A 22,260-nucleotide genomic window follows, 5' to 3' on the forward strand; every position below is an offset into this window, starting at 1 on the left:
CTCCCCCGGGGCCGAGCCCAAGCAGGCGACCAGGCGGGCTCCGAGCGAACCGCTTGCATGCGGGGGGCGCGGGAGGAAGATGCCGCCGCCTTGGACGCCACTCCGTTCAACTTCGTCGCCATCGTGCTGTGCGTCTCCATTGGGGCGGGCCTGCTGGGCTCGCTGCTGGGCCTGGGCGGGGGCCTCATCCTCATCCCCGTCCTGACGCTCGTGCTCAAGGTGGACATCCGCTACGCGGTGGGGGCCTCCATCGTGTCCGTCATCGCCACCTCCAGCGGCGCGGCGGCCGCGTACGTGCGCGACGGACTGGCCAACATGCGCGTGGCCATGTTCCTGGAGCTGGCCACCGTGGCCGGCGCCGTCACGGGCGCGATGCTCGCGGGCGTGGTGGGCGGACGCGCGCTGTACTTCCTCTTTGGCGCGGTGATGGCGTACTCGGCGCTCGCGATGCTGCGCAAGCTGCGCGAGGACGGCGGTCCCCGGGAGGAGCCGCCCCCGAACGCGCTCGCGGACCGGCTGGCCCTGCACGGCAGCTACTACGACGCGTCCACCGACCGCGAGGTGTCCTACCGCGTGCACCGCCCGCTCACGGGCCTGGGGCTGATGTACATCGCGGGAACGGTGAGCGGCCTGCTCGGCATCGGCTCGGGGGCGCTGAAGGTGCCGGCCATGGACCTGGCGATGGGGCTGCCCATCAAGGTGTCCACCGCCACCAGCAACTTCATGATTGGCGTGACGGCGGCGGCCAGCGCGGGCATCTACTTCGCGCGCGGGGACATCGATCCCTTCATCGCGGGCCCCGTCTGCGTGGGCGTCACGCTGGGCGCGTTCGCCGGCTCGCGCTACCTGACGAAGCTCAAGAGCGGCTCCCTGCGCATGCTCTTCGTCGCCGTCCTGCTGTGGGTGTCCTACGAGATGCTGTCCAAGGGGATCCGCGGATGAGTCCCGAACCCAACGAGCCCCGCGCCCAGCAGGAGACCACCGCCGTCGTCCCGGAGGGGGTGCCCCTCACGCCGGAGCTGCTCATCAGCCAGCTCTTGCGCGGCGGCGTGCTCCTCAGCCTGTCGCTCGTCACCTGCGGCATGGTGATGACGTTCTTTCGCCACCCGGACTACTTCTCCTCCCCGGACGCGCTCCAACGCCTCACCTCGCCGGACTCCGCGCCCCACCGGCTGCCGGATGTCTTCGAGGGCGTGATGGCGGTGCGCGGGCAGTCCTTCGTGATGGCGGGGCTCTTGGTGATGATCACCGTGCCCGTGCTGCGCGTGGCCCTGTCGCTGGGCATCTTCCGCGCGCAGAAGGACCGCACCTTCGCCGCCATCACCACCAGCGTGCTCGCCCTGCTGCTGCTCGCGTTCCTCCTGGGCGGCGTGGAGTAGTCAACGGGGGAGTCCACCCGTTCGTCACATCCACGCGGGCCCGAAACCCATTACAAGGCGCGTCCATGGCCGACCGCGACCTGCCCCTCCTGCTCGTGCGCCACGCCGTGGCCGAGGACTCCCACGCCCTGGGAGACGAAGCCCGCGCCCTCACCCCGCAGGGCCGCGCCGCCTTCCGTCAGCACGCGCGCAAGCTGGCGCGCCTCACCCCGCTCATGGGCATCATCACCAGCCCCCTGGTGCGCGCGGTGCAGACCGCGGAGCTGCTCGCGGACGCGCTCGGCCTGTCCCACGTGGAGGTCCACCCCGGGCTCGTCCCCATGAAGGGCGCGGCTCGCAATGTGTTGAAGCTGGCGCGCGATGTGGGTCCGGGTTGGGCGCTGGTGGGACACAATCCCTCTCTGGAGCGCGCCGCCGCGCTCGCGCTGGGCCATGCGTTGCCCGACAAGCTCCGCAAAGGCTGCGCGGTGGCCCTGCGGCCTGAAGGGCACGGCTTCACCCTGGAATGGATGTTGGCGCCCGGGCGCGCCCTTCGTCGCCCCTGACTCACCCTCGCGGGCGTGGGAGTGCGGGCGAGTGGACGAGGCCCTCGTTCCCCCCTCCCATGTGTTTCATGGACGCGCGCGGCACCACCGTCATCGTGGACCTGTGGCTGGAGTTCCGCATCGCGGACCCCGCCAAGGCCCTGTTCGACGCGGCGGACTGGGACCGCTCGCTCAACAACCTCGGCACCCACTCGGCCATCTCCATCCTGGGCAACCGGGACTTCCAGCAGATCCCCTGCGACCGCACGGAGCTGGGCGAGCTGCTCCAGCGCGACGTGGCGCAGGAGACCGCGCGCTGGGGACTCCAGGTGGACGCGGCGCTCATCCGCAGCGTGAGCCTGCTGTCGGAGGTGGGCAGCCAGGTGCTGGAGACCCTCTGCGCCCGGCTCGAGCGCGCCAGGGCGGACATCGAGGAAGAGGGCCGCCAGCGCGTGGCGCTGCTGGAGGCGGAGACGGACGCGCGCATCGCGGCCATGGTCGCGGAGGCGAAGGGCCAGTCCCCCGCCGCCGTGGGCAAGGCGCTGCACGCGCTCAGCGGGGCCCCGGAGGTGCTGCGCGCCAACCAGGAGCTGTACGGGCCGTCGCTCATCCGCCCGCACCGCACCATCGCCTTCACGGGCTTCGCGGAAGGCGAGCTGCGCAGCGTGGACGCGGCGATGCTGGGGGTGCCCGGCGCGCAGCATGGCGAAGCGCACGGCGCGGAGGTGCTGGAGCGCACGCCGAAGGTGGCCTCGCGCGGCGGAGGCGAGGACAGAGGGCGCGGACGGCCCGGCCCCCTTCTCCCCGGGTCCGTCCGCGCCCGTCGTTTCCGTGCGGGATGGCAGGCGTTCCGCGCTGACGCGACCCGTGCGTCAGACGCCTGACGCGCGTGCGTGACGGACGTGACGCACTTGTTGCCGGTGCGTCACGTGGCCGCGAACAGAGGCGCGCAGAGTACGTGCCCGTCATGTCCCATGTTCTCATCGTCGACGACGAGCGCGACCTAGCGGAACTCATCGACTTCAACCTGCGAGGCGCGGGCTTCACCACGCGCCTCGCCTTCACCGGGGAGGCGGCCATCACGGCCGCGCGCGAGCAATCCCCGGACGTGGTGCTGTTGGACCTGATGCTGCCGGACCTGTCCGGCATCGAGGTCTGCCGCCACCTGCGCGCCAACCCCCGGCTGCGCGACGTGCTCATCGTCATGCTCACCGCCAAGAGCGAGGAAGCGGATCGCATCCGCGGCTTCGAGGTCGGCGCGGATGACTACGTCGTCAAGCCCTTCTCCGTGCGCGAGCTGGTGCTCCGGCTCAAGGCCATCCTCCGGCGCAGCACCTCGCCCCAGGAAGGCACCCCGGCCCTGGCGCTGGGCCCGCTGCGCCTGGACGTCACCCAGCACCGCTTCTTCGTGGAGGAGAAGGAGACCCCCCTCACCGCGCTGGAGTTCCGCCTGCTGGAGTACCTGATGGCGCGGCTGGGCCGGGTGCAGACGCGCGAGCAGCTCCTGGAGCAGGTCTGGGGCCTGTCCAGCGCGCTGGAGACGCGCACCATCGACACGCACGTGATGCGCCTGCGCGACAAGCTAGGCCCCGCGCGCGCCCTCCTGGAGACGGTGCGCGGCGTGGGCTACCGCATCGTGGACCCCGCGGCCGGGTAGTACCCCAGTCTCCTTCCGTTACCCATTTGTCACGAAAGGGCCGTCAAACAGCCATATCCGACCCATAGATCGTCACGCGTTCTCGACGCCGGGATTCCCGCGGACCTTCTATGCGCACTCTCCTTGTTGCTCTCTCCCTGTTGAGCTCCAGCGCCGCCATGGCCCAGGCCGCCACGCCCCAGGAAGCCCTCCCCTCGCCGCGGGCCGCCGCGCCGGGCGAGGCCGTGGAGCCTTCCACCACGGACGTGGCGCAGCCCTCCGCCCCCCTCCCGCCGCGGGCCAACGCCCCCACGGTGCCGGAGGCGTCCCCCTCCATCGACGAGCGGCTGACGGCCGACGAGCACCGGGTGGAGGCCCTGGAGGAGCAGAACACGGAGACGAAGAACGACCTGTCCGCCCTCAAGAAGCTGCGCTTCTCCGGCTACATCCAGGCCCGCTACCAGTACCAGGAGCCGCTGGATGACACCGGCGCGGGGGGCTTCAGCCGCTTCGGCGTCCGCCGGGGCCGCTTGAAGGCCACCTACACCACGGACGTGGCGCAGTTCATGCTCCAGATTGACGCGGTGCCCGCCGGCGTGACGCTGAAGGACGCGGAGGCCACCCTGTTCGTGCCGGGCACGCGGCAGCAGCTGTCGCTGACCATGGGCCAGATGAAGTGGCCCTTCGGCTACGAGGGCCCCCAGTCCTCCAGCGACCGCGAGTTCCCCGAGCGCAGCCGCGTGGTGCGCAACCTGCTCCCCAGCGAGCGCGACCGCGGCGCGAAGGTGAACGGCCGCTACAAGTTCCTGCGGCTCGCGGTGGGCCTCTTCGACGGCAACGGCACGGACAGCGGCACCACCCAGGACAACGACAAGGAGAAGGACGTCGTTGGCCACCTGGGCTTCGACCTGAAGTGGATCGCCGGAGGCATCTCCGGCTGGTACGGCCACACGCTGGGCCGGCTGCCCACGGACACCTTCCGCCACGCCTACCAGCGCAGCCGCGTGGGCGCGGACCTCCAGGCCTACTTCGACGTGGTGCCCCTGGGCGGCACGTCCCTCAAGGGCGAGTTCATCGCGGGCCGCACCTACGGGGCCGCCAACAACGCCACCCACCTGGATGTGCCCGCGCACGGCTGGTACCTGCTGCTGGTGCAGAACATCGGCCTCAACGACGCGGTGGGCGTGCGCTACGACAGCTTCGACCCGCACAACGGACAGCGGGACCTGGCGGCGGGCGAGGCCCCCGGCGCCGACAACACCATCAACACCGTGGGCGTCGTCGTGCAGCACCACTTCGGGGAGAACCTGAAGATGTCCGCCACCTACGAAATCCCGACGACGCACGTGGTGGCCCAGGCATTGGACCCCCACGACAACCTGTTCACCCTGCAGATGCAGGCCCGTTTCTAGAGGAGTCACCTCATGAAGAAGACACTGCTTTCCAGCTTCGTCGCCTTCGGCCTCGCCGTCCTCCCGCTCTCCGCCCAGGCAGGCACGGTGACGGTGAAGGGTTCGGACACCATGGTCATCCTCGCCCAGCGCTGGGCGGAGGCGTTCATGAAGAAGAACCCGTCCATGAAGATTCAAGTGACGGGCGGCGGCTCCGGCACGGGCCTGGCGGCCCTGCAGAACGGCACCACCGACATCGCGATGTCCAGCCGTGAAATCAAGGAGGCGGAGGAGGAGAAGCTCCGCGCCCGCTACAACACCCCGCCCACCGGCGTGGCCGTGGCGAAGGACGGCGTCACCTTCTACGTCAACGAGTCCAACAAGGTGGACGCGCTCACGGTGGAGCAGCTCAAGGAGATCTACCTGGGCGACACCGCGTCGTGGAAGGCCGTGGGCGGCGCGGATGCCCCCATCGTCCTGTACTCGCGCGAGAACTCCTCTGGCACCTACGTGTTCGTGAAGGACACCGTGCTGGGCGGGGACGACTTCGCCTCCGCCGCGCAGACGCTCCCCGGCACCGCCGCGGTCGTCAACGCGGTGGCCAAGGAGAAGAACGGCATCGGCTACGGCGGCGCCGCGTACGCCAAGGGCATCAAGGAGCTGAAGGTGAAGAAGGGCGCCGAGGCCTTCGCGCCCTCGGCGGAGAACGTGAAGAGCGGCAAGTACCCGCTGTCGCGCGACCTGTTCTTCTACCTGCGCAACAAGCCCGCCGGGGACGTGAAGGCGTTCATCGACTTCGCGCTGTCCGCCGAGGGCCAGGCCATCGTCACCCAGGTGGGCTACTTCCCCGTGAAGTAGTGGCCGTCACACGATTGTCACCCGGCGCGAGGGCTCCATGTTGGATAGACAGGCCGTGATGCAGGAGCAGGACCTCGCGCCCCCGGTGGCGCAGCCCACGCTGTCGCCCGAGGCCCGGCGGCGGCAGCTGAAGGAGAAGGCCATCGCCGCGCTCATCACGGCGGTGGCCTTCACGGGCATCGCCGCGCTGGTGCTCATCCTCGTCTTCGTGGCGAAGGAGGCGCTGACGCTCGTCACCGACGCGACGGCGCGCGAGGAGGCGAGCTTCTCCAAGATGTTCCTGCCGCAGCTGGTGCGGAAGGGAAAGCCCCTGGCCTACGTGTGGCAGCCGGTGTCCGGCGTGCCCAAGGTCAGCATGATTCCGCTCTTCGTCGGCACGTTGAAGACGACGGCGGTGTCCATGCTGGTGGCGGTGCCGCTGGGCATCTTCGCGGCGCTGTTCGCCGCGGAGTTCGCCCCGCGCCGCCTTCGCGAAGTGCTCAAGCCCATCATTGAACTGCTGGCCGGCATCCCGTCCGTGGTGCTGGGCTTCTTCGCGCTGATGGTGATGGCCAGCTTCCTCCAGGAGGTCTTCGGCTTCACCTCCCGGCTCAACGCGGTGGTGGCGGGCCTGGGGCTGGCGCTGGCCATCGTGCCGGTCATCTTCACGGTGACGGAGGACGCGCTCACCGCCGTGCCGCGCAGCTACCGCGAGGCGTCCCTGGCGCTGGGCGCCACGCCCTGGGAGACGGCCTGGAAGGTGGTGCTGCCGGCGGCGGCCCCCGGCATCCTCGCCGCGTGCGTGCTGGGCTTCGGGCGCGCCATCGGTGAGACGATGATCGTCCTGATGGCCTCCGGCAACGCGGCCATCGTGTCGCCCCGCCTGGGCGACTCCGTGCGCTCGCTGTCGGCCACCATCGCCGCGGAGATGGGCGAGGTGGTGGTGGGCAGCCCGCATTACGCGCTGCTCTTCTTCATTGGCGTGGAGCTGTTCCTGTTCACCTTCGTGCTCAACATGCTCGCGGGCGTGTGGACGAAGAAGGTCATCCAGCGGCTCAAGGGAGGTGCGGGGTGAAGCACGCCACACGCAGGGTGGTGGGACTGTCGCTGGTGTCGCTCACGGGGCTGGCCGCCTTCGTCATCGTGGCCATGCTGGCCCTCATCCTCCTGGACGTCGTCCAGGGCGGCTGGAGCCACCTGTCCTGGACGTTCCTCACCCAGCCGCCCTCGGACGGGATGATGGGCGGCGGCATCTTCCCCGCCCTCTTCGGCACCGCGGCGCTCACGCTGCTGATGACGCTGGCGGTGATGCCGGTGGGCGTGCTGACGGCGGTGTACCTGCATGAATACGCGGCGCCCCACAGCCTGCTGGCCCGCGCGGTGCGCGTGGCGGTGGCGAACCTGGCGGGCGTGCCCTCCATCGTGTTCGGCCTCTTCGGCCTGGGCTTCTTCATCCTCTTCGTGGGCAAGGGGCTGGACCGCGCGCTGGGGTACGAACAGCTGCACTGGGCCCAGCCGGGCATCCTCTGGGCGTCGCTGACGCTGGCGGTGCTCACCCTGCCCGTCGTCATCGTGTCCACGGAGGAGGCCCTGCGCGCCGTGCCCCTGGACCACCGCACCGCGAGCCTCGCGCTGGGCGCCACCCAGTCGCAGACGCTGGCGCGGGTGGTGCTGCCGGGCGCGCTGCCGGGCATCCTCACGGGCGCGGTGCTGGCCATCTCCCGTGGCGCGGGCGAGGTGGCGCCCATCCTCTTCACCGGCGCGGCCTACTTCCTGCCGGACCTCCCCACGAGCCTGAACTCGCAGTTCATGCACCTGGGCTACCACACGTACGTGCTGGCCACGCAGTCGCCGGACGTGGAGGCCACCCGCCCGCTGCTGTACGCGACGGTGCTGGTGCTGCTCTTGCTCACCTTCGCCCTGAACCTCGTCGCGGTCCTCATCCGCACGCGCACGCGCCGCAAGGCCGCGGCCGGCCACTGACGTCCTCCTCGCCCATGCCCCTCTCCTCCGCCACGCCGCGCAACAAGATGGAAGCCCGCGAGCTCACCCTGCGCTACGGCCGCAAGGTGGCCATCAAGCAGGTGAGCCTGGCCATCCCCGAGAACAAGGTGACGGCGCTCATCGGCCCGTCCGGCTGCGGCAAGTCCACCTTCCTGCGCTCGCTCAACCGGATGAACGACCTCATCCCGGGCACCAACCACGACGGCAGCGTGTTCCTGGACGGCCGCAGCATCCATGACCGGGCCCTGGACGTGGTGGACCTGCGCCGGCGCGTGGGCATGGTGTTCCAGAAGTCCAACCCCTTCCCCAAGTCCATCTTCGAGAACGTCGCCTACGGGCTGCGCGTGGGCGGGCTCAAGGACAAGGCGAAGCTCGCGGCCCGGGTGGAGAAGTCCCTGCGGGGCGCGGCGCTCTGGGACGAGGTGAAGGACCGGCTGGAGGAGAGCGCGCTGGGCCTGTCCGGCGGCCAGCAGCAGCGGCTGTGCATCGCGCGGGCGCTCGCGGTGGAGCCGGAGGTGCTGCTGATGGACGAGCCCGCGTCCGCGTTGGACCCCATCGCCACCGCGAAGATCGAAGAGCTCATCCACGAGCTCAAGGCCACGTACACCATCGCCATCGTGACCCACAACATGCAGCAGGCCGCGCGGGTGAGTGACCGGACGGCTTTCTTCTACATGGGCGAGCTGGTGGAGTGCGGCGCCACGGAGCAGATCTTCACCAACCCCCACGAGAAGCGCACCGAGGACTACGTCACCGGGAAGTTCGGCTGAAAGGCGCGACGGAAGGCACCGACATGGCGGCCATGCACACCGACAAGGCATTCGAGCAGGACCTGCGCAACCTGCGCGAGAAGCTGCTCGCCATGGGGGCCAAGGTGGAGGCCCTCATCTCGCAGAGCACCCGCGCCCTCACCGACCGAGACTCGGCCCTGGCGGAGCAGGTGGTGGGCGCGGACCGCGAGGTGAACCGGCTGGAGGTCGACATCGACGACCTGTGCCGCCGCATCCTCGCCCTGCGCCAGCCGGCCGCCAGCGACCTGCGCCTCATCACCACGGCCCTCAAGATCGTCACCGACCTGGAGCGCATTGGGGACCTGGCGGTGAACATCGCCGAGCGCGCCATGGACCTGAACCAGGTGCCTCCGCTGGCGCCCTACGTCGACACGCCGAAGCTGGCGGAGCTGGCGCAGCAGCAGGTGAAGAAGGCGCTGGACGCGTTCGTGTCCGGGGACGCGACCAAGGCGGAGGACGTGCTCAAGGGGGACGACCTGCTGGATGCCCTCTTCCTGAAGATCTTCAACGAGCTGCTGGCGTACATGATGGAGGACTCGCGCAACATCCGCCGGGCCACGGCGTTGATGTTCATCGCGAAGCACCTGGAGCGCATTGGCGACCACGCGCTCAACGTGGCGGAGATGGTCATCTACATGGTGCGCGGCAAGGACGTGCGCCACCCGCGGAGCCGCGACCTGGAGTAGTGCCGCGACTTCACTGGGGTGTCACGGCGAGTTGGCCGTCCCGCCGCCCCGCCGCCCCGGTCCCGCCTTGTGGGTTCCCTAGGGTGGCGACATGCTCATCGCATCCAGCCTCCTCCTGGCCGCGTCCGCAGTGGGCCTCCTGGCCCTCCTCCTCCAGGCGCTGTTCGTGCGCCGCCACCGCCGCGGGGCGCCTCCCGCCCCCACCCGGTACCCCGGCCTGTCCATCCTCAAGCCGCTGTGCGGCGTGGATGACGACCTGGAGGCGAACCTGGCGCAGTTCGCCCAGCTGCCCTACCCCCACTACGAAGTCCTCCTGGGCGTGAAGGACCCGCGCGACCCTGCCTTCGCGGTGGCGAAGGCGGCGGAAGCGAAGTGGCCCCAGGTGATGCGCGTGGTGCTCCAGGTGGGCGAGCCCGGCCTCAACCCGAAGGTGAACCAGCTGGTGACGCTGTCGGCGGAGGCCCGGCACGACCTGTGGGTGGTGAGCGACAGCAACACCCGGGTGGGCCCGGGCTATCTGGAGGAGATCGCCGCCGCCTTCGAGGACCGCACGGTGGGCTGCGTGACGCACCCGGTGGCGGGGGTGGGAGAGCGGACGTTCGGTTCGCTCCTGGACAACCTGTACCTGTCCTCCAGCGCGGCGGCGGGGATGATCGCCGCGAAGCACGCGGCGGACCGCGACATCGTGGTGGGCAAGTCCATGGCGCTGCGGCGCGAGGACGTGGAGGCGCTGGGCGGCTTCTTCTCCGTGAAGGACGTGCTGGCGGAGGACTACGTCATCGGCCAGTGGGTGACGCGCAAGCTGGGCAAGCGCGTGGTGCTGGCGCACGCCCCCGTCTTCAACGTGTCCCTGCGCAAGAGCGTGGACGCCTTCTTCCAGCGCTACCTGCGCTGGAGCGTCATCCACCGCACAGCGGTATCGCCCGGGACGTACGTGGCGCAGGCGCTGCTCAACCCGGTGCCCCTCGCGCTGCTGGGCGCCCTCTTCCACCCCACCGCCCTCACCGGGCTGGCGGCGCTGGCGGTGGCCCTGGGCAAGGTGTGGGTGGACGTGGCGGTGTTCCGCGCGCTCCGCCCGCAGCCGGTGGGCCTGCGGGCGGCGCCCGCGGTGCTGGTGAAGGACGCGCTGCTCTTCGCCGCATGGTGGCACGGTGCGTTCAGGCGCACGGTGGACTGGCGCGGCACGCGGCTGCGCGTGGTGGCGGGCACGCGCCTGGTGCCGATGCGGGCGCGGACCGACGCGGCCGACGCGTGGATCCCCAGCAACGGGGTGGGGTGAACGCCTTGGGCCCAACTTTCGGTGGACCTTCGAACAGCGACCCTCGCCGAGCCCTCCCGCGATGCCTATTTCCTTGAGCATGCCCTTCCTGAAGCTGGCCCATCTTTCGGACCTCCATCTGGACATGAGCCGCGAGAGCGACGCCGCCGCGTCCTCACTGGTGAAGGCCCTGGTGGCGCAAGACGTGGATCACGTGGTCGTGACGGGAGACCTCACGCACCGCGGCTCCCACGCCGAGTTCCAGCGCTTCCGTGAACACTTCGCCCCGTGGATGGACACCGGGCGCCTCACCTTCATCCCGGGCAACCACGACCGCCCCGGCGAGGACGTGGGCAGCGGGTTCATGGACGGGCGCAAGGTCCACACCGTGGAGAAGGCGGGCCTCTTCCTGGTCTGCGTGGACTCCACCGGTGAACACAACCGGAACTATTTCTCCAGCCATGGGGAGCTGACGGACGGCGTCGTGGAGCAGGTGGACCGCGCGCTGGACGCCGCGCCGCGAGACGCCCTGGTCGCGGTGCTCCTGCACCACCACGTGACGCCGCTGCCGCTGGAGAGCTTCCCGGAGTGGATCGCGACGAAGCTGGGCCTGCCGCACGCCTCGGAGCTGCCGCTGGGAAGCCGGCTGCTGGAGCGCGTGGGGGGACGCTGTGACCTGGTGCTGCACGGACACCGGCACATCCCGAACGAGTCGGACCTGGGCCGCCCGGGTGAGCGCGCGCTGCGGGTGTTCAACTCGGGCAGCAGCACGGACCTGGGCCGCTTCCGCGTCTTCAGCCATCTGGCCGGCCGGCTCGTGAGTGAGCCGGCGTGGTGCCAGGCGTCGGCGCCCGCGAAGCCGCGCACGGCGGTCCACAACGTCCGCCCCGCCCTGGAGTACCTGGTGGGCCAGTTGGGCATGGCGCTGTTCTAGGGCCTGCCTGGCTGTCTGCTGGATGCCGAAACCGGGCCGAAGTGCCGCGAATGCCAGTGGGCCCCCGGAAGGTTCTCCCCAGGTCAGGAGGATGCTTGGGGAGACTCGCGGTGGATGACGGTACTCGGAAGGTCCTGGTCGTGGACGACGACGCGGACTGGCGGGAGTTCCTTCGGGTGAGCCTGGAGGACCTCGGCTATGAGGCGACCGAGGCGGCGGACGGCCAGGAGGCGCTGGACTCGCTCCAGCGGGGGGAGCGCTTCGGGGTGATGCTGCTCGACCTGAACATGCCGGGAATGAGCGGCCTGGAGGTGGTGGAGCGGCTGCCGCGCGCGTCGGTGATTCCGCGCATCGTCTTCCTCACCTCCGCGGCGGCCCAGGATGTGGGCAGCGCGCTCATGTCCGGTCCCCACTACTACCTGCCCAAGGGTGCGAGCCGCGACCAATTGTCGCTCCTCCTGCAATCGCTGGGGGTGTAGGACAGGAGGCGTCACCCGCCGCCCCGTGTCCACGCGGGTCCAGCCAGGAGGTCCGCCATCGTCACGGAGCTCATCATCATCCTGTTGCTGGTGCTGGCCAACGGCGTCTTCGCGGGCGCCGAGCTGGGCCTGCTGTCGGTGCGCAAGACGCGCCTGAAGGAGCTGCTGGAACAGGGCAGCAAGTCCGCGAAGGCGGTGTCGGCGCTGCGGGATGATCCCGAGCGGCTGCTCGCCACGGTGCAGATTGGCATCACGGTGATTGGCTCCACGGCGGCGGCCTTCGGCGGCGCGAGCATCGCGCTGCGGCTGTCCGGGGTGCTGGCCCGGATGGGCGTGCCGGAGGCGACGGCGAGCCAGGTGTCGTTCGCGCTGGTGGTCGCGCTGGTGTCGTACCTGTCGCTGGTGCTGGGGGAGCTGGTCCCCAAGTCGCTGGCGCTCCGCTACTCCGAACAGTACGCGCTGACGTTGGGGCGGCCGCTCAAGGCGCTCGCGTGGCTGATGCGCCCGCTGGTGTGGTTCCTCACCGCCAGCTCCAACCTGGTGCTGAAGCTCTTCGGGGACCGGACCAACTTCTCCGAGTCGCGGCTGTCTCCGGACGAATTGCAGCAGCTGGTGGAGGAGGCGTCGAAGCAGGGCACGTTGGATCCCCGCGCGGGGGAGATCGCCTCGCGGGCCTTCGAGCTGGGAGACCTGACGCTCGGCGAGGTGATGGTGACGCGCGAGCACATCGTCGCGCTGCGCCGGCACGCGGGCACGGAGGAGATCCGCCAGGTGCTGCTGGAGCACGGGCATTCGCGGATGCCGGTGTACGAGACCACGTTGGACAACGTGGTGGGCTACATCGTGGCCAAGGACCTGCTGGGCGTGGCCTGGGAGGGCAACCTCATCGTGCTGGAGGACGTGCTGCGTCCGCCGCTGTTCCTGGTGGAGTCCATGCGGGCCATCGCGGCGATGAAGGAGATGCAGCGCCGGAGGATGCAGCTGGCCGTGGTGGTGGACGAACACGGCGGCGTGGTGGGGCTGGTGACGGTGGAGGACCTGGTGGAGGAGCTCGTGGGGGAGATCCTCAGTGAGTCGGAGACGCCCGAGGAGCGGGTGCGGCGCGAGGGCCCCACGATCGCGGTGGTGCAGGGCGAGGCGAGCCTGCGCGAGGTGAACCGCGCGTTGGGCCTGCAGTTGGAGGAGAGCGAGGACTACTCCACCGTCGCGGGCCTGTGCATCGCGCTGGCGGGAGGAGCGATCCCCGAGGCCGGCGCGAAGCTGTCGCTGCCGGATGGCACGGTGCTGGAGGTGGTGGAGGCCTCGCCGCGCCGGGTGCGCGAGGTGCGCGTCCACCTGCCGGAAGAACCCGTGCAGTCGGAGGCGTGAGCGCACGGCCGCGCTCCGCGTCCACGGGAATCCGGAAGCCACCGCAAACTCCCTGTTCATTGTGACGCGGTGGGCCGATATAACGACAGCGAGGGATTCCAGGCGCGCGGATGTCCGCGAGAAGCGCCCCTTGGTGTAGCGCCCTGGAGGGATGAGGAGCGCGAAGCTGATGTCGCCGTCGGCACCCCGGATCGCATTCGCCATCGAGACGACTCTCGGCAACGCGGTGTTCCTTCAGAACCTTCAGCGGGCGATGGCGCGGCGCGACGACATCACGCCGGTGTGGCTGCCCATCGACGAGCACGCGGACGACGTCTGGGAGCAGCTTCCGCTGGTGCGCTCTCGGCTGTCGGTGAGGGGTGGGCTCCGGGCCCGCACCGCGCTGAGGCAGGCCTCCGCGCAGGAGCCGGTACGGGCCGCGGTGGTGCACACGCAGCGGCTGGCGCACCTGGCGCACGACTTCATGCGCCGGGTGCCGAGCGTCATCTCCACGGACGCCACGCCGAGCGGGCTGGAGGACTACCTGCGCTACTACGGCCTGCGCACGCAGCACGCGGGCTGGGTGGGCCGCGCGAAGAACGCGCTGCACCGCCGCACGTACGCCATCGCGAAGGGGATGTTGTCCTTCTCGGAGTTCACCAAGCGCTCGCTGGTGGAGGAGTACGGCGTACCGGCCGCGAGCGTCCACGTCGTGTGGCCCAGCGTGGACACCACGCTGTGGCGGCCCGCGCCGGAGCGGAAGGCGCGCGACGGCGTGGTGCGGCTGCTCTTCGTGGGTGGGGACCTGGGGCGCAAGGGAGGCAAGCTGCTCCTGCGCTGGGCGCGGGAGACCCGACAGCGGAACTGGCGGTTGGACCTGGTGACGTCGACGCGCTTCGAAGCGCCGCCCGGCGTGCGCGTGCACGTGGGCGTACAGCCGAACTCGCCGGAGCTCATCGGCCTGGCGCAGGCGGCGGACCTCTTCGTGCTGCCGACGATGGCGGACATGTCGTCCTGGGCCATCGCGGAGGCGAAGGCCGCGGGTCTCGCGGTGGTGGCGACGCCCGCGGGCGGCGTGGGGGAGCTGGTGCGCGACGGCATGGATGGGCGCATCGTGCCGGTGGGTGACTACGCGGCGCTGGCGAACGCGCTGGACGCGCTGGTGGCGAGCCCGGAGACGCTGGCCACCATGGGCCGCGAGTCCCGCCGCATGGCCGAGGAGCGGATGAACCTGGACACGACGTGCGCCCGGATGCTCGCGTTCATCCGCCGGGTGACGGGCGTCTGAGCCGGGAGCGCGTCACCGATTCGCTTGGAGGTTCCGGGCGACCTCGGGCTCCACGCGCTGGAGCAACTGCCATTCGAGCTGCCGGTCCCGGTCCATGGGGACGAGGCCCGAGCCCTGGATGCCGTCGCGCTGGTACTCCGGATGGGGGTCCACGCGGCCGGGCTGACTGGGCGGAGTCGCCGTCGACCGCTCGTTCCGGAAGTAGCGGACGGTGCATTGCCCGGGGCCGCGCTCGGTTCCGACCACGAAGTAGTTCGCGTAGCCCGTGCCCAGCGAGGACGGAGGGGTGATCTGCTCCCAGTCGGTGCGCGCTTCGTAGCGCGTCGCGTCCGCCTTGACGGTGAACCCCTTGTCCTTGAGCAAGGCGAGGGCCTGGGGCCACACCTCGTGCAGAGGCAGCGGGTACACGTGCTCGCGGACCGCGTCCTCCACGGCGACCTGCTGGCGCTGGGCCGCGCAGCCGGCGCAGGTGAGCATCCAGGCGGAGAGGACCAGCAGGGAGACCGCACGGGGTGACGCCGTCTTGGGGTTCATGTTCCAGACTCCAGGTGGGATGAGGCGAGGTGCCCCCTGGAACGCCCCTCCTCGCGCGCCGTATCGGCGGCCCGGGGGCTCTTCTTCTCAGAATTCAAGACTCGGAAATAAAGGTCATTCCGGGCAGCACAACTATTTCTGCTTTCAGACGATAATGGGCACATGACGACTCCTGTCTCTGGCGGTTCCCGTCCCCCGCTCACGGTCACGCGCTCAACGGAGCGGACCGCCCCCGCTGTCACGCCCCAGGGCCACGTGCAGGCCGGGGTGACGGGGTCGGCTCGAGCCGAGCGGACGTACGCCCAGGAGCGGATGGGGGTCGACCGCTTCGACCCGGGCACCAACGCCCGATTGCCCGGTCAGGGCCGGGCGGCCGCGGCGGCCATTCCGACCCTGACGACCGGTCGGCAGCAGGTGGGCGGCTCCGTCGCGGCGCTGTCGGCGGAGGGCGTGCTCCGCAATGACGATGGTTCGGTGGCGCGCCGGCTGGAGGGCCGCGCGCTGGTCGCCGAGGGCGGCGCGCATGGCACGGCCACGGTGGGCGGCCAGGGCGTCCAGGCCTCGGGCGAGGTGCGCGCGTCGGCGATGCTGGCGGAAGGCCGGGTTCGCACCGCGGAGGGGCGCGAAGTCGGGTCGGTCACGGTGGGGGCGAGCGCGTCGATGGCCGGCACCCTGAACATCAACCCCTCGACGGGCGACTACCGCGCGGGCGTGACGGTGGACAACTTCGCGGGCGTTCGCGCCGAGGGGCAGGCCCGCTTCGGCACCGAGGATGCCTCGGTCACGGGGCGCCTCGCGGTCCAGGCGGGCGTCGGTCTGACGGCGCGCATGGAGGCGGGACTCCAGAACAACCGGCTGCGGGGACGCCTTGAGTTTGGCGCGGCCCTGGGCCTGGGCGTGCGGGCCGGCGTCTCGGTGGACGTCAACCTCCAGTCCGCGGTTCGCGTGGCGCAGGGGGCCGCCGAGCTGGCCGGGAGCGCGGCCCGGACCGCGACGAACTGGGCCGGGCGGCAGATCACCACGGCACAAGAGCTCTTGCGCAATACGAGGCAGCCGCTCTCCGCGCAATGACCATGCCCCTGCAGGAGCTGCTCGCCACGGGTCGGCGGGTGGAGGCCGAGGAACAGGCATTGAAGCAACTCGCGCGTGCGCCCCACGACGCGGAAGCCCTCGCCGCCCTGGCCAGCCTTCAGTTGGAGCGAGGCGACTTCGCCGCCGCGCGGGGCACGCTCGCGCGCGCGGCCCCCGAGGAGCGCGCGCAGTGGGGGCTGCGTTGGGTGAGCACCCTGCTGGACGTCGCCACGGGGGCGCCCTCCTCCGAGGCCTTGCTGCGCCAGTGCTGGGCGGACCAGCCCGAGCGCGCGGAGGTCGCCTTTGCCTTTGGAGACTTCCTGGCCGCCGCGGGCCGCCCCAAGGAAGCCCTACCCCTGTTGGAGCGAGCCCTGGCGCTCGCACCGTCCCACTGGCTGTGCGCATTCACTCTCGCCACGGCGAGGCTGGAGGTGGGAGAGACGCAGGGGGCCATTGATGCCCTTGAGCAAGCCTTGCGGCTCAACCCCAGACACACGGCCAGCTATACGACGCTGGCCCGTGTCCTCCTGTTTCAGGGGCGGCGAGAAGAGGCGCGACAACTCCTGGACGCCGCGTTGCCAGCCGTGGACGACCCTGCCCTGGTGGAGGGACTGCAGGGCTCCGTGCTGGCGGGCGGAGGCGCGCTCGAAGAGGGTTTGCGGTTGCTGGACCGGGCGCTCGCGGCACATCCAGATCATGCGGGGTTCAACGCGGACAAGGCGCGTGTCCTGCTGAGCCTCGGCCGAGTCGATGAGCTGGCTGCCTTCTGCGGCGCATTGGAAGGGGCGGGCCGGGGCTCCACTCCCACTCGACTCGCGTGGGCGGAGTCGCTGGAGTCCTCCCAGCCCCAGAAGGCGCTGGCCCTCTACCGCCGGGTGCTGGAGGCGGACCCGGCCGACTGGCTCGCGGCGAATGCGGCCGGGCTGCTGCTGCTGCGCGAGCCCGGCGTGGAGACCGCCGCCCTGGAGGAGGCGCGGCGTCTCCTGGAGCTCGCCCTGGAGCGCAGCGGCGGCCGGGTGGAGCCGGCCCTCAATCTGGCGCGAGCCCTGGTGTTGCAGGGAGAGCACGAGGCGGGGACGAAGCTCGCCCAGCAGGTGATGGCAGCGGTCCCGTCAGGGCCGCTGCACGACGCCGCCGCTCGGTTGCTCGCCCCTGAACCGCGGGCGTGACGAGACCTCCGCTGACGAGCGGAGGTCTCATCAGTTTCAGGCGTTCTCACTCGCGAGCAACGACCACCTCACCCGCCTGCTGGCGCACTGGAGCAGCTCCTGTTCAGGGCAGGCGCGCGGCGCTTCTCTCGAAGAGGAGGTATCGCCTAACCTCGTCCAGATGCGATGCGGACCCCATCGGTGGAGTGCCCTCGGCCCCCACCTGACCATTGAGCACGAGGTGCTTCCCATCCAGCGATGGGGGTACAGGGTCGCGCTGGTAGCGGCGCTCGCCTTCCCCGCCGTTGCTTACTTCTCGACCTTCCTGTGGAACTCAAGGGAGGCTTGGTCCCTGGCGACGCTCATCGGCACGGGGGCCGCCTACCAACTGATGTCCAACTGGAAGGCGCTGCTCAACAAGGAAACAGGCATCTTGAAGCTGTACTCCGGTGTCAGCGTGTTCTTCTCATCGAACACGCATCCACTCGAGTCCTTCACCTCCGTGGCGCTCTCTTCTCCCGGCAAGGGGTCCGGCAACGGCTCCAGGTTCTGGGGACTCTATTCAGTGGACCTGAAGTCCCCGACACGAACGGTACCGGTCTCTGGCAGCGACGACCGGGAGGAGGCGCTTGAGCTGGCCCAGGCCCTCTCACGTTTCCTGGGCGTCGACTTGACCGTGGAGGGAGGGCACGCGCGCCCAGCGGCCGCGCGTCTCGAAGCAGCACCGCTTGATGACGAGCGGGCGCTGCCTTCGCTCCCCCTCGGCAGCCGGATCCGGGTCCGACACGGGGCGCAGGGATTGGAGTTGCGGTTGCCTGGCTGTGGCTGGAGACCTCGATTCGTGGTGAAGGCCGGCATCGCGCTTGTCATCAGCTTGGGCTGCTCCACCGTCTTCGCGCTGCTCTGGGCGCGCACGTTAGGATTCCGGCAGCTCGCCTCCCTGCAGCCGCTGCTCATCCTCTTCGCCCTCCTCTCGATGGGAGGCCTCCTGCTGTGGACCGTCATTCAGGAAGTCACCCTTGGCTGGTCTCTCACCGCCTCTTCGCGAGGCATTGAGTACTCGCGCACCGGGAGCAAGCGCTCGCAAGAGATCACTCGAATCCCAGCGTCGCAGATCGAGGACGTCGATCTGCGCAAGGCGGATGAGAAGTTCTTCCAGAACCTGGGCGTCGTCATCGAGCACAGGAAAGGCTTCGTGTGGCTCGGCGAGGGACTGTCCCGAGAAGAACTCGAATGGACGGAGATGGTGCTGCGTCGGGCGCTGGCAACCCGTCAGGCGCCGTTCCACGACGACGACGCTTCTGCCTTGAGGCAGACCTCGATGAGGAGCTGAGGGTCAATCCAGAGGCGGAACCTCGGGGGGCCGGGTCCAGCCCTCCAGAATCCTCTTGGCGGCACCGAGATAGCCCAACTCCGCCCGGCCCAGCAGCACCTGCTCCCCGCGTTTGATCCGGATCGCCAGCCATATCGGCGGCCCCGGAACGAAATGCGCGTCGCCGACCGCCCAGGTCACTCCTCCCGTGGCTTCCGCGACACGTGCCACGCAAGCGTCGAACTCGGCCGCGGGCAGCCAGCGCAACGCCTCCACCACCCGGTCCGCTTCGAACCCCTTCAGCGACGCGGGCTTTCCAGTCACGGCCTGCAACGCCTGGGGGCCACGCCGGTCGAGGATGAACGCCAGCGACTGGGGACGCAGCACGCAGAACCCCTCCGCCTCCCCCAGCTTCGCGGGGAAGAGGGCCACGTCCTCCAACTGCACGCCGGAGCGCGCCGCGCCAAGGAGGGGCGCTTGGCGATGCAGCTCCAGCATCAGCAGCAACCCCGTGACATCCGTCACGCTGCGCGCGAGCAGCCGACGGTCGCCCTTCACCTCCAAGTCGAACTTGCCGCGGTCCAGTCGGATGCCGTCATTCGCGATGGTGTCCAGACGCACCGCTTGCGCCTCGCCGATGAGCGGTGTCCAGAGGAGCCGCTCGCTGGTGATCCGCAACCTTCCGGAGCGCAGCAAGGGCCATAGCGCGGCGCATCCCATGGTGAGCACCATGAACAGCGCTCCCAGTTGTCGGTACTCGGGAGGCCCCACGAACATGAGCAGGATGGACAGCAAGGCGCCCAGAGGAACCAGCAGGGCGAAGTGCGTGGGCACGTTCGAGCCGGCCAGGCCCGGGCCTGGCTGCATTGAACGCTCACGGCTGGAGACCGGCTCGAAGACGACCACTTCGCCTGGTGCCAGCGCCTTGCGGACAGGCTGCCGAAGCAATGCATCCAGCCGCGTCAATGCGTCCTCGAGGGTCACGTCCGCGGGCGCCACCGTCAAGGTGTCCAGCCGTTGCCGCGCGAGCCGGGTGAGCCGCTCGCGTTGCGCCGAGAGCGCCCGTGCCTGTCGCAGCACCGGCAGGTCCTCCGCCCACGCCTCCACCCCCGCGCGGTGGCGCACACGCTCCAGCGCCTCCCGCACCCTCCCGGCCCCAGCCACGAGCGCGGACACCTGCTCCGCCTGCTTCAGGAACCGGCGTTTCCAGCCACGGGCCGACAGCACGACTTCCAGCTCCGCGTGGGGGCGCAGCGCCCCGGAGATGATCTCCGCACGTCCCTCCAGGACCCGCTCTGCCTCCAGCGCGGATTCAGCAAGGTCGCCAGCGGCGGGGCTCGTTCGTGTGCGTTGGGACATCACGGCCGAAGCATACCGGCACGCGGGTTGCCCGTGGGGTGCATCCGGAATCACGCGGTGAGAGGAGGCAAGTCCTTTGCTTTGCACGGCGAGGGAAGATCAACTGTCCCCCGCCGGCGTGGGACGAGCTCGCGTCACCGAGATGGCAGGGGAGCACCGACGATGGCGAAGATGAGGTGTCCGGATTGCGGCTCGCCGCTCGACCGCACGGGGCTCGAGCCAGGCGCTGGAGTCACCTGCCCCTGCGGGTATGAGTCACACGCCCCGCGGAGCCCCCTCCGGAAGCGGATCTTCTTCGTGCTCGGCCTGTTGACGTGCCTGTTTCTGGGGGTGGTGACCGCCAATACGATTCGTGAGTTCAGTCGATTCGGTCAGCGCACCCGCGCGGCGGAGTGCAAGGCGAACCTGAAGGCCTGGTACCGGGCGCAGCGGGACCACTACCGAGACACGCGGACCTACGAGCCTGTGTTCGCGAAGGTGGGCTTCGCGCCCGAGCGGAGCAACCGCTACGCGTACTTCGCGGGACAGGGGCCGATGGAGGTCCGCGATGAAGCACGCAGCGGGGCTCGTGACGAGGCGGTGTCCATCGGCGTGGACACTTTCCGGTTCACGGAATCGCGCGCGGTCGACTTCGAGTCGCTTCCTGCGCACGTGAAGTCCCGGATTGGTGTCTCGGGCAGGTGCCCCGACTGCGACATCGTCTTGGTATGCGCGGGAAATACAGACGACGATGAGACGCTGGATGTCTGGGTCGTTTCCACGGGCCCCCTGGACCTCCAGGATGACACCGGAGAGGCCGCCGAGCCTGGCATCCCACTGCATTTCGTGGACGACACGGTGCGCTGAGCACGCCGGGGCGGATACGGCTCCGAGGTACTCCCACGCGTGGCGGCAGCGACACATGCACAGCCCTGGAGAGGAACAGCAGACCCTGGCCGCACGCACCGCGACATCGGCACGTAGCGGTTAGCCACGATTTTCTGGCGATCGTCCGCCAGCGATCATCCACGTGCACCTTCTCCCCCAGGAGTCCCCCATGCGCATCCGTTCCCTCCTCACCGCTGCCGCCCTCCTCTCGATGGCTCCCGTCACGAGCTTCGCGGCCGTTCAATGTAGCTACATCTGCGACGGGGCAAATTGCGATCAGCGCTGCAGCGACGGCATCGTTCCCACCACTTGCCGGGGCGCGGGCTACTGTTTTGACCCGACTCCTGAGTCCGTCTCTTCCGCGTCTGTCACGGAGCAGGAAGCCCAGCGAGCCGAGGACTCCGCCCCGGTCTGCAGTGAGGAGCACCCGGACACAGCGCGGAGCGCAACCGCCGAGAGCTGAGCCATCAGCGCGGATGCGGCATCGCGCCGCAGGGGTGTGAGCGCGAAGCGCTCCGCACAGCGCGCGGTTCGCCGTCCCACGAGTCGTTGCTTCTGGGACGGCGAACTCCCCGTGGTGCTGCTATTCGGAGTCGGTCAGTCCAGGGGGGGCAGGTGAAGCTCGCGGGCACGGACCAGGGTTGGTAATCATTCGTGGCATCCTGGGCGAAGAAGTAGACGCGATTGCCGAGACGGGCAAACCCATCCGGCGAGGAGCCCAAGCTGCCCGGACGAGGGTCCCCGACTTGCCCGGTCGTCGCCACGGAGCCCAAGGTGAACCAAGGTTCGCTGGACAGGTGATCCACGGACGAGCTGAAGGGGACCGGACCTTCGCCGGTGGCGAACACGGGAGAGGCTGGATCGCGATCCAGGCTGAGCGGGCGGCGGAGCTGGCTCGTCCCGGCGGCCGTGCCATCCGACACCCACAGGGTCACATCCCGGAGCGCAAGGCCGCCGCTGAAGACCCCCACCGTGAAGAAGAGCTTACCCGGGGACGTGGTCTTCCGCTGGATGAATGGATTTGTATACGGCTCGCCTTCGTAGGGATTGGGCAGGGTCGTGTTCAAGGCCTTGCCCCCTCCGTAGAGTCGGCCGCGGATGATTCCGGGACCGGACCCAGGCGGTGTAACGATTCGCACGAGGGAGGCTGTCCCTGCCGGGCAAGCCCGCGCCGTGCCGTCGCGAAGGGTCGAACCCACGGGCGCAGGAGTTTCATTGCCAGGCGCCGCACTGCTCGCGAGGAGACTCAAACCCAACAGGGCGCACCCATGCCATCGCAGTATATCCATTCCTCTCCTGCCCACGTCGGCGAGCGTTGAGTCACGGCACGCGGCCCGTCTAGAGCGCCGAACAGGTTAGGTCACGCCGCGCGCTGATAGCGCGCGGCGACCTCGAGGTTTTGGACGACCGCGAGT

22 protein-coding genes are annotated in these 22,260 nt (G+C 69.8%); 20 read left to right on the forward strand and 2 right to left on the reverse strand.

Annotated elements, in window-relative coordinates; genetic code table 11:
- Nucleotides 1–90: 90 nt before the first annotated feature.
- The 16 genes from GTY96_RS36135 to GTY96_RS36210 all read left to right on the forward strand — a co-directional run bounded on the left by GTY96_RS36135 (nt 91) and on the right by GTY96_RS36210 (nt 14,554).
- Nucleotides 91–942 (forward strand): sulfite exporter TauE/SafE family protein, encoded by an 852-nt coding sequence (locus tag GTY96_RS36135; RefSeq protein WP_201756713.1) that lies wholly within the window; start codon nt 91–93, stop codon nt 940–942.
- Nucleotides 939–1,379, forward strand: a complete 441-nt coding sequence (locus GTY96_RS36140) for a DUF1634 domain-containing protein (RefSeq protein ID WP_143908349.1) — start codon at nt 939–941, stop codon at nt 1,377–1,379. Before GTY96_RS36135 ends, GTY96_RS36140 begins: the two co-directional genes overlap by 4 nt.
- A gap of 65 nt (nt 1,380–1,444) precedes the next feature.
- Nucleotides 1,445–1,924, forward strand: a complete 480-nt coding sequence (locus GTY96_RS36145; protein ID WP_143908347.1) for a SixA phosphatase family protein — start codon at nt 1,445–1,447, stop codon at nt 1,922–1,924.
- Between the two features lie 68 nt (nt 1,925–1,992).
- A complete protein-coding gene (locus GTY96_RS36150; protein WP_161667083.1) occupies nt 1,993–2,787 on the forward strand; it encodes an SPFH domain-containing protein in 795 nt (264 codons plus the stop codon).
- An 83-nt stretch (nt 2,788–2,870) separates the two neighbouring features.
- Entirely contained in the window at nt 2,871–3,560 is a 690-nt protein-coding gene (locus GTY96_RS36155) for a response regulator (protein WP_143908343.1), read from the forward strand.
- Between the two features lie 110 nt (nt 3,561–3,670).
- On the forward strand, nt 3,671–4,951 hold the full coding sequence (locus GTY96_RS36160; protein ID WP_143908340.1) for a porin: 1,281 nt from the start codon (nt 3,671–3,673) through the stop codon (nt 4,949–4,951).
- Between the two features lie 12 nt (nt 4,952–4,963).
- Complete coding sequence (locus tag GTY96_RS36165) at nt 4,964–5,788, forward strand: phosphate ABC transporter substrate-binding protein (RefSeq protein ID WP_143908338.1); 825 nt, start codon at nt 4,964–4,966, stop codon at nt 5,786–5,788.
- A gap of 58 nt (nt 5,789–5,846) precedes the next feature.
- Nucleotides 5,847–6,842 carry a phosphate ABC transporter permease subunit PstC gene (gene pstC, locus GTY96_RS36170; RefSeq protein ID WP_186002178.1) on the forward strand — a complete coding sequence of 332 codons (996 nt, stop codon included), beginning with the start codon at nt 5,847–5,849 and terminating at the stop codon, nt 6,840–6,842.
- Nucleotides 6,839–7,750 carry a phosphate ABC transporter permease PstA gene (gene pstA / locus GTY96_RS36175; protein WP_143908336.1) on the forward strand — a complete coding sequence of 304 codons (912 nt, stop codon included), beginning with the start codon at nt 6,839–6,841 and terminating at the stop codon, nt 7,748–7,750. The genes pstC and pstA overlap by 4 nt, the downstream gene beginning before the upstream one ends.
- A 47-nt stretch (nt 7,751–7,797) precedes the next feature.
- Nucleotides 7,798–8,541 carry a phosphate ABC transporter ATP-binding protein PstB gene (gene pstB / locus GTY96_RS36180; protein ID WP_186002177.1) on the forward strand — a complete coding sequence of 248 codons (744 nt, stop codon included), beginning with the start codon at nt 7,798–7,800 and terminating at the stop codon, nt 8,539–8,541.
- A gap of 23 nt (nt 8,542–8,564) precedes the next feature.
- Entirely contained in the window at nt 8,565–9,248 is a 684-nt protein-coding gene (phoU, locus tag GTY96_RS36185; protein ID WP_143908332.1) for a phosphate signaling complex protein PhoU, read from the forward strand.
- Between the two features lie 91 nt (nt 9,249–9,339).
- Nucleotides 9,340–10,527, forward strand: a complete 1,188-nt coding sequence (locus tag GTY96_RS36190) for a glycosyltransferase (protein WP_143908330.1) — start codon at nt 9,340–9,342, stop codon at nt 10,525–10,527.
- A gap of 79 nt (nt 10,528–10,606) precedes the next feature.
- On the forward strand, nt 10,607–11,440 hold the full coding sequence (locus GTY96_RS36195; protein WP_235686120.1) for a metallophosphoesterase family protein: 834 nt from the start codon (nt 10,607–10,609) through the stop codon (nt 11,438–11,440).
- A 50-nt stretch (nt 11,441–11,490) separates the two neighbouring features.
- Entirely contained in the window at nt 11,491–11,919 is a 429-nt protein-coding gene (locus tag GTY96_RS36200; RefSeq protein WP_143908326.1) for a response regulator, read from the forward strand.
- A gap of 84 nt (nt 11,920–12,003) precedes the next feature.
- A complete protein-coding gene (locus GTY96_RS36205; RefSeq protein WP_161667084.1) occupies nt 12,004–13,287 on the forward strand; it encodes a hemolysin family protein in 1,284 nt (427 codons plus the stop codon).
- A gap of 169 nt (nt 13,288–13,456) precedes the next feature.
- Nucleotides 13,457–14,554, forward strand: coding sequence for a glycosyltransferase family 4 protein (locus tag GTY96_RS36210; protein WP_143908322.1), 1,098 nt, complete (start codon nt 13,457–13,459; stop codon nt 14,552–14,554).
- Between the two features lie 12 nt (nt 14,555–14,566).
- Here the strand turns inward: GTY96_RS36210 and GTY96_RS36215 are convergent, their stop codons facing one another.
- Nucleotides 14,567–15,088 carry a hypothetical protein gene (locus tag GTY96_RS36215; RefSeq protein WP_143908320.1) on the reverse strand — a complete coding sequence of 174 codons (522 nt, stop codon included), beginning with the start codon at nt 15,086–15,088 and terminating at the stop codon, nt 14,567–14,569.
- A gap of 162 nt (nt 15,089–15,250) precedes the next feature.
- Here GTY96_RS36215 and GTY96_RS36220 point away from each other — a divergent pair, with 162 nt between their 5' ends.
- The 3 genes from GTY96_RS36220 (at nt 15,251) to GTY96_RS36230 (ending at nt 18,640) form a co-directional block, all read left to right on the forward strand.
- Complete coding sequence (locus tag GTY96_RS36220) at nt 15,251–16,159, forward strand: hypothetical protein (protein ID WP_161667085.1); 909 nt, start codon at nt 15,251–15,253, stop codon at nt 16,157–16,159.
- Nucleotides 16,156–17,328, forward strand: a complete 1,173-nt coding sequence (locus tag GTY96_RS36225; protein ID WP_161667086.1) for a tetratricopeptide repeat protein — start codon at nt 16,156–16,158, stop codon at nt 17,326–17,328. The genes GTY96_RS36220 and GTY96_RS36225 overlap by 4 nt, the downstream gene beginning before the upstream one ends.
- Before the next feature lie 220 nt (nt 17,329–17,548).
- On the forward strand, nt 17,549–18,640 hold the full coding sequence (locus GTY96_RS36230) for a hypothetical protein (RefSeq protein WP_143908315.1): 1,092 nt from the start codon (nt 17,549–17,551) through the stop codon (nt 18,638–18,640).
- Nucleotides 18,641–18,643: 3 nt separating this feature from the next.
- On the opposite strand, the gene GTY96_RS36235 is transcribed toward GTY96_RS36230, so the two are convergent.
- The gene (locus GTY96_RS36235) at nt 18,644–19,978 is read right to left on the reverse strand and encodes a YhfG family protein (RefSeq protein ID WP_161667087.1); all 1,335 of its coding nucleotides are present in this window, start codon (nt 19,976–19,978) and stop codon (nt 18,644–18,646) included.
- A gap of 297 nt (nt 19,979–20,275) precedes the next feature.
- Between GTY96_RS36235 and GTY96_RS36240 the strand changes: the two genes are divergently transcribed.
- The gene (locus GTY96_RS36240; protein WP_161667088.1) at nt 20,276–20,824 is read left to right on the forward strand and encodes a fimbrial protein; all 549 of its coding nucleotides are present in this window, start codon (nt 20,276–20,278) and stop codon (nt 20,822–20,824) included.
- The last annotated feature ends 1,436 nt before the right edge of the window (nt 20,825–22,260 follow it).

Origin of the sequence: Corallococcus silvisoli, from assembly GCF_009909145.1 — a bacterium.
Classification (GTDB): domain Bacteria; phylum Myxococcota; class Myxococcia; order Myxococcales; family Myxococcaceae; genus Corallococcus; species Corallococcus silvisoli.

Coding starts and splice junctions, on each gene's coding strand:
- GTY96_RS36220 (WP_161667085.1), top strand. CDS start 15,251: ATGACGACTCCTGTCTCTGGCGGTTCCCGTCCCCCGCTCACGGTCACG.
- pstB (WP_186002177.1), top strand. CDS start 7,798: ATGGAAGCCCGCGAGCTCACCCTGCGCTACGGCCGCAAGGTGGCCATC.
- GTY96_RS36160 (WP_143908340.1), top strand. CDS start 3,671: ATGCGCACTCTCCTTGTTGCTCTCTCCCTGTTGAGCTCCAGCGCCGCC.
- GTY96_RS36155 (WP_143908343.1), top strand. CDS start 2,871: ATGTCCCATGTTCTCATCGTCGACGACGAGCGCGACCTAGCGGAACTC.
- GTY96_RS36140 (WP_143908349.1), top strand. CDS start 939: ATGAGTCCCGAACCCAACGAGCCCCGCGCCCAGCAGGAGACCACCGCC.
- GTY96_RS36200 (WP_143908326.1), top strand. CDS start 11,491: ATGCCAGTGGGCCCCCGGAAGGTTCTCCCCAGGTCAGGAGGATGCTTG.
- GTY96_RS36235 (WP_161667087.1), bottom strand. CDS start 19,978: ATGTCCCAACGCACACGAACGAGCCCCGCCGCTGGCGACCTTGCTGAA.
- pstC (WP_186002178.1), top strand. CDS start 5,847: ATGCAGGAGCAGGACCTCGCGCCCCCGGTGGCGCAGCCCACGCTGTCG.
- GTY96_RS36225 (WP_161667086.1), top strand. CDS start 16,156: ATGACCATGCCCCTGCAGGAGCTGCTCGCCACGGGTCGGCGGGTGGAG.
- GTY96_RS36190 (WP_143908330.1), top strand. CDS start 9,340: ATGCTCATCGCATCCAGCCTCCTCCTGGCCGCGTCCGCAGTGGGCCTC.
- GTY96_RS36145 (WP_143908347.1), top strand. CDS start 1,445: ATGGCCGACCGCGACCTGCCCCTCCTGCTCGTGCGCCACGCCGTGGCC.
- phoU (WP_143908332.1), top strand. CDS start 8,565: ATGGCGGCCATGCACACCGACAAGGCATTCGAGCAGGACCTGCGCAAC.
- GTY96_RS36210 (WP_143908322.1), top strand. CDS start 13,457: ATGTCGCCGTCGGCACCCCGGATCGCATTCGCCATCGAGACGACTCTC.
- GTY96_RS36195 (WP_235686120.1), top strand. CDS start 10,607: ATGCCCTTCCTGAAGCTGGCCCATCTTTCGGACCTCCATCTGGACATG.
- GTY96_RS36150 (WP_161667083.1), top strand. CDS start 1,993: ATGGACGCGCGCGGCACCACCGTCATCGTGGACCTGTGGCTGGAGTTC.
- GTY96_RS36215 (WP_143908320.1), bottom strand. CDS start 15,088: ATGAACCCCAAGACGGCGTCACCCCGTGCGGTCTCCCTGCTGGTCCTC.
- GTY96_RS36165 (WP_143908338.1), top strand. CDS start 4,964: ATGAAGAAGACACTGCTTTCCAGCTTCGTCGCCTTCGGCCTCGCCGTC.